The organism is Bacillus sp. LR--39, from assembly GCF_053613335.1.
In genome coordinates this window covers 1-934 of the sequence record NZ_JBSIOT010000481.1, presented here as the reverse complement: position 1 = coordinate 934, position 934 = coordinate 1, and the positions used below count along the sequence as shown (strand labels likewise).

1 protein-coding gene and 1 pseudogene are annotated in these 934 nt (G+C 43.3%); one reads left to right on the top strand and one right to left on the bottom strand.

The genetic code is table 11. The features are described from left to right. Window positions 1–270 (top strand): annotated as a pseudogene (locus tag ACWHAR_RS24305) (extracellular solute-binding protein); the annotation flags it as partial. A 40-nt stretch (window positions 271–310) separates the two neighbouring features. Here ACWHAR_RS24305 and ACWHAR_RS24300 read toward each other — a convergent pair. Then, the coding region (locus ACWHAR_RS24300) for a helix-turn-helix transcriptional regulator (protein WP_452088085.1) at window positions 311–934 on the bottom strand (624 nt) is incomplete at its 5' end.

Below are 934 nucleotides of genomic sequence, written 5' to 3'. Positions count from 1 at the left end.
AACACTGGAGATCCGCTTCGGACGGCGTACGAGGAGCTGACCGAGGACAATGAAAAGATTATCGTCTCAAACCCGGCTGAAAGCCTGTATTCCGCATCGGAGTCGGAACGGGGTGATGAACTGAAGAAAATCATTGATGACGCGACTTATAAATATATGATTGGAGACATCACAGAAAGCCAGTTCGATAAAGAAGTGGAAAAATGGGAGTCAAGCGGAGGAAAACAAATTATTCAGGAATACGAAGAAGCGTTTAAACAAGCAAAATAACATTGGAAAAACCCAAAACGCGCAAGCGGTTTTGGGTTTTTTACATGCTTCTTTTTTGCTGGCGGTAGTTTCCCGGTGTAATCCCCTCCAGCTTCTTAAATGATCTGATAAAATTTTGCGAGTTTTTATATTTCAGCTTTTCGGCAATGTCCTTGACCGCCATGTCTGTTTCGGCAAGCCAGCTTTTCGCCATATGGTGTCGGTAGCTTGAGACATACTCGCTGAATGAAATACCCATTTCTTTTTTGAAAATGCTGCTTAAATAATTTGGGTTGTAATGCAGCCTGCGCGCGATTTCGTCCAGTGTCAATTCGGATTCAAACTCATGATGGATGATATGAATGATGTTGTCGGAAATATTTTTGTACTGGGCATCCGCGCGGGCGTTCACTTTGTCTGTCATCGGATCAATAAACTCATTCTTTAGCCAGTTTTCGGTATCCTCGAACGTTTTCAGCTCAAAAATTTGGTCATACAGCATTTTGTTTTCTTCAAGCTCAAACAATTCGATCCCGAGCACATGCATCAGCTCAATCACATGGTTCAAAAAACGGGCGATGGCGATTTGAAATTGATACGGGTTGGTGTTCTGGGTGAAAATGGCTTGCAAAATCGCGTGCAGGCATTTATCCGCTTTCTCCTTGTCTCCTGCTTTGACAGCATC